Below are 5,886 nucleotides of genomic sequence, written 5' to 3'. Positions count from 1 at the left end.
CCGCTACGAACGCTCAGCCGACCACTTCCTGGCCTTCACCAGCATTGCCTGCACCCTCATCTGCTATCGCAGACTCACCAAATGAGACGACTTCTTAAAGTGTGGCAGGTCAGGCCTGGCGTCGGGATCTTCGGAGGCCATGGGCCGGGCATCGACTGGGAGATCGAGATCGACCGTGGGCTGCCCTGGGACCGGATTGTGGCTGGCTGCCGGGACTGGGCCCTGTTGGCAGCCGAAGCAACCGGCAAGACTTCAGATTTGGTGGCGGCGATTTGCTGGATCGACGCCTCGGATCTATGACATCAGTGGCGCCGCGGTGGAGGCGGCAGTCAGTGCGGTCAGCGGCTTGCCTGGCGAGCTTCGAGGTAGGCGGTCCAGTCGGTAGCGGCGCGGTGGCGCCACAGTCTTCGCGGTGTTGATGTGGAGGCCCAGCATCGGTGCAAGGACGGCCAGGGCTAGGTGTCGGCGTACTCGTCGAAGTGCTCAACCAGGTACGGATGCAGGTGCTCAGTCTGCTGGGCACCAAGCTGTGAGGCTTTCCGCACGAAGCCTGGGAGGGGCTCGTCGTGCGAGCCCGAGACAGGGATGATCGACTCATGCGAGGTGGCTTCGAAAGCGTCCCCCTGACCGCGCTCTTCCCTCTGCTGCCGCCTGCCGGTGTGGAGTCCTTGAATCAGGCGGCCGGCGCGGTCGACGCGGCTCGTGTCGGTGAAGACACGGCGGATTGGGAGTGGTTCCTGGAGCACGCCGCCTTCCCAGGCCCACAGCCTTGGACGCCGATCATCCTCGGACTGGATGTCATCGAGCACGCCGAGTGGGGCGACCAGCTGGAGTTCGTGCTGCAAGTGGTGTGGACCGATCGGGGCAGGCTCGCAGTCGACGTGGCGGTAAACGTGGCCTGCTGGTGCGACACTGATCACGCCACCCATGACGTCGACGCCCTCAGACTCGCGGTCGGCGAGGAGGCCTCGTTGCCCGAGGCCTTCCGTGCCGGCGCTGAACTTCTGACCGGCTGGCTGGCCGATCCTCACGACGCGGACTACTGGCGCGCAAGAGCGGGACTGCCTCCCCGGCGGACCCGCTGAGAGGTCCGGCGCCGCGCACGTTCATCCGTACCTGGTTGAGCACGTTCACATGTACGCCGACAGTAGGTTCTGGGCGAGGTGGATCAGCGCAGTGGCTCTGGCTGGCCGGGTGGGGATGCCATGGGCCGCGAGCCGTCGGCCGAGAACGACACCGGACATGCGTCGGTCGGGTTCCGGTCCGGGGAAGAGCCATCGGTTGGGGCAGTTGGCGGCCCAGCCCGCGGCGGAGGCTGACTGGTGAGTTCGGTCAGGAGCTGGGCCAGTGGCTCGGGCAGACGGATGGGGGCGCTGTCCAAGACGAGCACGGTCTCCGTGTCCTGCACGGTCAGCGCGCCGGTGGGAAGCGCGGCGATCCGAGTGAGTTCCTGCCCGAACAGGAACAGCAGGGCGCCTGCGGCGCGGACATCTCGGGGCAGCGCCGTGTCGGTCAGGCACGGGTGGAGGAGTTCCCAGTGGGAGTCGTCGTCCATGGCCGCGGGTTCGGGTCGGGGCCGTACCGCCACGACGAGGTGACGGCAGTGGCCGCGGCGTGCGGCCCAGACCAGGAAGTCGCGAACGTCGTAGCGGGTGCTGCGGCCGCCGGTGAGCCATGGTCGACCTCGTGCTGGGTGACTTCCGCCGATAGACGGGCGTTGGCAACCGAGGTGCAGCCCACTTTGCCAGTCGACCCCTTCTGGTGACTGGAGCCCGCTATGGGCTGCGGCGGCCGACGCAGCGCTGGCCCACCTCTTGGCGGCCTCGGACAACGCACCCGTGACCGTCCCCGACGGCCCGGCCGCGGACATCCTCCGCCGCACGCTCGAGACGCTGCTCCCTCAGGAGCCGCCGACGAAGACGGCGGCATTGGCCGGCCCAGGCCTGCTTGCCGCGGAGCATGCCCCAGACATCCTGCTCGTTCCGCGGTATCTGTGGACAGGGGAAGTGTGGCAGCGGCCCAGCAGCGTGAGGACAGTGCCCTTGCTTGCTGACGTGTGGATGTACCTGGCCTTCCACAAGGAATGGTTGTCCGTGCCCGCAGTGGGTGGACTGCCCGACGGCGTCCTCTGGGACGATCCACTGCCGATGGTCACGTCCGTTGGAGTGGTGTATCGACGGCCACTCGGTGATCTCTTCTTTGAGGCTATGCGCTGAGTTCGGTGGGCAGGGCGGTGTCGTCGGTTTCTGACTCGATCGGGTGGAGCCGGGCCTTGGCGAGGAGGTCGCGGCCCATGTAGCGGCGTGCTTCGGTCCATTCGTCGTTCTGTTCGGCCAGGACGGCGCCGACCAGGCGGATCACGGCGGTGCGGTCGGGGAAGATGCCGACCACGTCGGTGCGGCGACGGATTTCCTTGTTCAGTCGTTCCTGCGGGTTGTTCGACCAGATCTGCCGCCAGATCTCGCGAGGGAAGGCGGTGAAGGCCAGCAGGTCGTGCTGGGCGGCATCCAGGTGTTCAGCGGCCTTGGGAAACTTCTTCTCCAGGGCGTCCAGGACCTGTTTCATCTGCGCGTGGACCGCGGTGGCATCGGGCTGTTCGAAGACGGTCCGCAGCAGCGTGGCGACCCACGGCTGGGCTGATTTGGGAACCTGGCTCAGCAGGTTGCGGGCGTAGCGCGTGCGGCAGCGCTGCCACGAAGCCCCAGGCAGGACGGCTCCGATGGCGTCGACCAGGCCGGCGTGGGCGTCGGAGACGACGAGCTGGACGCCGGACAGGCCGCGGGCGATAAGCGAGCGCAGGAGGGCCAGCCAGCCGGCCCCGTCTTCGGCGGTGGCGACGTCCAGGCCGAGGATTTCGCGGTGCCCGTCGGCGTTGACGCCGACCGCGACCAGCGCGGCAACGTTGATGATGCGGCCGCCTTCGCGGACCTTCTGGGTCAGCGCGTCGACCCAGATGAACGCATAGGGGCCCGCGTCCAGCGGCCGGTTGCGGAACGCGGTGACCTGTTCGTCCAGGTGTTTGGACATGGCGCTGACCTGGGACTTCGACAGTTGGGTGACGCCGAGGGACTCGGCGAGTTTCTCGACCCGGCGGGTGGAGACCCCGAGGAGGTAGGCGGTGGCGACCACCGAGATCAGGGCCTGTTCGGCCCTGCGGCGTCGTTCCAGGAGCCAGTGCGGGAAGTAGCTGCCGCTGCGGAGCTTGGGGATGGCCAGCTCGACGGTGCCGGCCCTGGTGTCCCACTCGCGCGGGCGATATCCGTTGCGGTGGTTGACGCGTTCGTCGCTGACCTGCCCGTATTCGGCGTTGCAGAGGGCATCTGCCTCCGCGGACATGAGCGCGTCGGCGAACGTCTTGACCATCGCGCGCAACAGATCGGGACTCGCCGCGGCGAGGTTCTCCTCGGTGAGGGCGTGCAGGGGCAGACTGTCAGGTGCGGTCATCGTGCTGATCTCCTTCGAGGCTTCGACACTTCGAAGATCAGCCGGTGGCCGTTTGTCTATGCGGGCACCAACCCGGACGCCGGGGCAAACCCCCGCATCAGGTCCAACCCGTTACACCACTTCCAAGGACGCAACCCTGCCGACATCCAGGGGAGATGTTCCGGCCCGACCGGGGAGTGTTCCGTACACACTAGCGCGGCTCCCCGCCGTCCGGCAGCCGTGGCTGCGCAGAATCTACGACCGGGTGAAGGACCGCCCGTACGCTGGCCCGTTCTGGGGAGATCTCCCTGGGGCAAGCGGTAACTGACATCACCTCACTCAGTCAGTACCAGATGATGGGGTTCCCTGTGTCCGGGCTAGATTCCCTGCACCATCCTGTGCGGCAACGCCTGCATCCATAGGTGCGCCATCACCTGCGGCCTCGCTGTGACTCACCGGTCTGTTGCCGCAGGCCGGACGCGGTGGTGAGTGAGGCGTGTGGTTCTGACTTCCCTGGGAACCGCCCCTTTGGAGCCATGAAGGCGGGATGGAGAGGTGGAGGGCGGGGCGGGTGCGCGGGAAACGCCTCCTCGCCGCTGGGCGGGGCGAGAGGGTGCACTGCTGGTCCGGCGCTCGGGAGGGGGGTTGCGGCGGCCCCAGGCCTGGTCCGCGCGCCGTGGGGCGGTGGCATCGCGGGCTGAAGGCTGGCTTGCGGCGTCGATGTTGGGGTTGCGGGAGCCGTTGCGCCGGCCGTTGCAGCAGGCGTTGCGCGGGCTGTTGCGCTAGGCGTTGCACACTCTCCGGCGGCCGAGCTGCATTTGTACTGGTCACGGGCTGTTTTGCGGGCGCCTGCCGGTCTGACTTCTCCTGTGTGGGGGGTGGTGGCGTGGTACGGATTGTCCCTGCGCGGGGCGCGCCCGTCTCTTCGGCCGTTGCGGGGGCGGGCCTGGGAGCCGCTGCGCTGGGCTGGAGACGGGAGAGCGCGGCCCGCAGGGTCGGCTGTGCGGCCGTGTGCGCCCTACGACACCCGCAGGATGGATGGCGGGCCATCCGGCCGCGGCTAGCGCGGCGAGTATTACGGGCCGTCAGACAGTGAAGGGGTTGTTGAGGAGACCACCCGCTGCGGATGGGGCGGTCGACTCCATTGCTTACGCCCGCGCCGTGGGGCACGGCGACCTGTGGTGGGCCCGGGTGTGCCCGGCTGTGGGCCGGCAGTCCACCGCGGGGTCCCCGGTGGCGGTGCAGGAGCTGGGTGTGCGGGCGCCGTGGCGGAAGACAGGCACCGCCTGCCGCGCCCACGACGTGCTGCTGGCGGCCTACGGCCTACCCGGGCGTGCTGTGGTGGTGGTGTCGATGCACTGGCAGGGAGAGCAGGTGGCAGGGTTCTCGGTTGACTGCCTGGCCGGTACTCCGGGCGTGGGTTCGGTGACCATGGACGCTGGTGTGGTGGGGCCGGGATCGTTCTCGGTGGGCGTCGACGCATCGGATGAGAACATCCGGTGGGCCCTGACGGTGACCCAGCCCGAATAGCACAGCCGGCCCGGGGCAAGATTCCCTGCGCTATGCCTTGCGCTATCCCTTGCATCATCCCTTGCAGTATCCCTTGCAGTATCCCTTGCAGTATCCCTTGCATCGACTTGCTGGGAGGCTGACTGTTTCCGCTGCTCAAGTGGGCTTTCTGGTCGGGCTGTTGGTCTGACTTCTCCTGTGTGGGGCTGCTTGTGTTGGTGGGTGTGGGGGTGGTGGCCGGCTGTTTCAGGTTCGTCCTCGGGTGGCGGTGGCCGTGGGGGTGCGCTGCGCTGGCTTGGGGTGGGGGTGTCGACTTTCTCTCTAGTTTCGACATGCTCGATGCGCTGACCTTGGGTATTTGAGTTACGTATGTATAGCTCTGGTCTGCCGTCTGACCTGGTGTGGTGTGCAGCAGGGGCGCTTGATACCCGGCTCTGTGACGCTCTGACCTGTGGTGCTGCAACTCGGCGGAGGATGTTGTGACTACGGGGATAACCTTTTGGGTACTGCGCAGGACTACGGCCCGGAAGTGATCGTGAAGGTTGGTGCAGGGCTAGCGCCCGAGCCCTGTCTGGATAGTGGGACCCGACCAGAGTTCGGGTCCGGCGCCTGGCGGGTATCGACGGAACGCACGGATCCGCCGTGCCAAATGTCTGTAAGGTCGCTTCCGGAAGTACTCCGGCTCCTTTGCCTCGCCGTAAGCCCCCTTATGGCGAAACCATTACCCTTGACCGTCTGCCGCCGGCCTCGCCCACAGCGGAGGGTGGCGGCCTACCAAGGGCAACTGCCCACCGAGGGCGTCCAGCGCCCGAGGGGTGCGCGGAGCGCAGGGCAGGCGGCAGGAAAGGGCGGTCCAGCGCGCCCTAGGTGTATTGATCACGAGCGTTGTTGACACCTGCGGGGGCTTGATCAAGGCGAAGACCTCCGGTGTGGTGGAGCTGTCTAGGACTGCAC

The 5,886-nt window shown here is 67.4% G+C and carries 6 protein-coding genes; 4 read left to right on the top strand and 2 right to left on the bottom strand.

The window, feature by feature from the left end; translation table 11 throughout:
* The first annotated feature begins 81 nt into the window (after positions 1-81).
* A complete protein-coding gene (locus ACZ7MY_RS42905; RefSeq protein WP_499611803.1) occupies positions 82-300 on the top strand; it encodes a hypothetical protein in 219 nt (72 codons plus the stop codon).
* A 296-nt stretch (positions 301-596) separates the two neighbouring features.
* Positions 597-1,085 carry a hypothetical protein gene (locus tag ACZ7MY_RS42900; RefSeq protein ID WP_499611802.1) on the top strand — a complete coding sequence of 163 codons (489 nt, stop codon included), beginning with the start codon at positions 597-599 and terminating at the stop codon, positions 1,083-1,085.
* Between the two features lie 83 nt (positions 1,086-1,168).
* Here the strand turns inward: ACZ7MY_RS42900 and ACZ7MY_RS42895 are convergent, their stop codons facing one another.
* Positions 1,169-1,555, bottom strand: coding sequence for a hypothetical protein (locus ACZ7MY_RS42895; RefSeq protein ID WP_499611799.1), 387 nt, complete (start codon positions 1,553-1,555; stop codon positions 1,169-1,171).
* 283 nt (positions 1,556-1,838) lie between these two features.
* Between ACZ7MY_RS42895 and ACZ7MY_RS42890 the strand changes: the two genes are divergently transcribed.
* Entirely contained in the window at positions 1,839-2,216 is a 378-nt protein-coding gene (locus ACZ7MY_RS42890) for a hypothetical protein (protein WP_499611796.1), read from the top strand.
* On the opposite strand, the gene ACZ7MY_RS42885 is transcribed toward ACZ7MY_RS42890, so the two are convergent.
* On the bottom strand, positions 2,206-3,444 hold the full coding sequence (locus ACZ7MY_RS42885) for an IS256 family transposase (RefSeq protein ID WP_499611794.1): 1,239 nt from the start codon (positions 3,442-3,444) through the stop codon (positions 2,206-2,208). The genes ACZ7MY_RS42890 and ACZ7MY_RS42885 overlap by 11 nt on opposite strands.
* 1,212 nt (positions 3,445-4,656) lie before the next feature.
* Here ACZ7MY_RS42885 and ACZ7MY_RS42880 point away from each other — a divergent pair.
* The gene (locus ACZ7MY_RS42880) at positions 4,657-4,953 is read left to right on the top strand and encodes a hypothetical protein (protein ID WP_499611791.1); all 297 of its coding nucleotides are present in this window, start codon (positions 4,657-4,659) and stop codon (positions 4,951-4,953) included.
* Positions 4,954-5,886 lie beyond the last annotated feature (933 nt).

The organism is Streptomyces sp. NPDC111520, from assembly GCF_055635295.1.
Note: the sequence above shows the minus strand (reverse complement) of the source record. Positions and strands in the feature narration are given on the sequence as shown.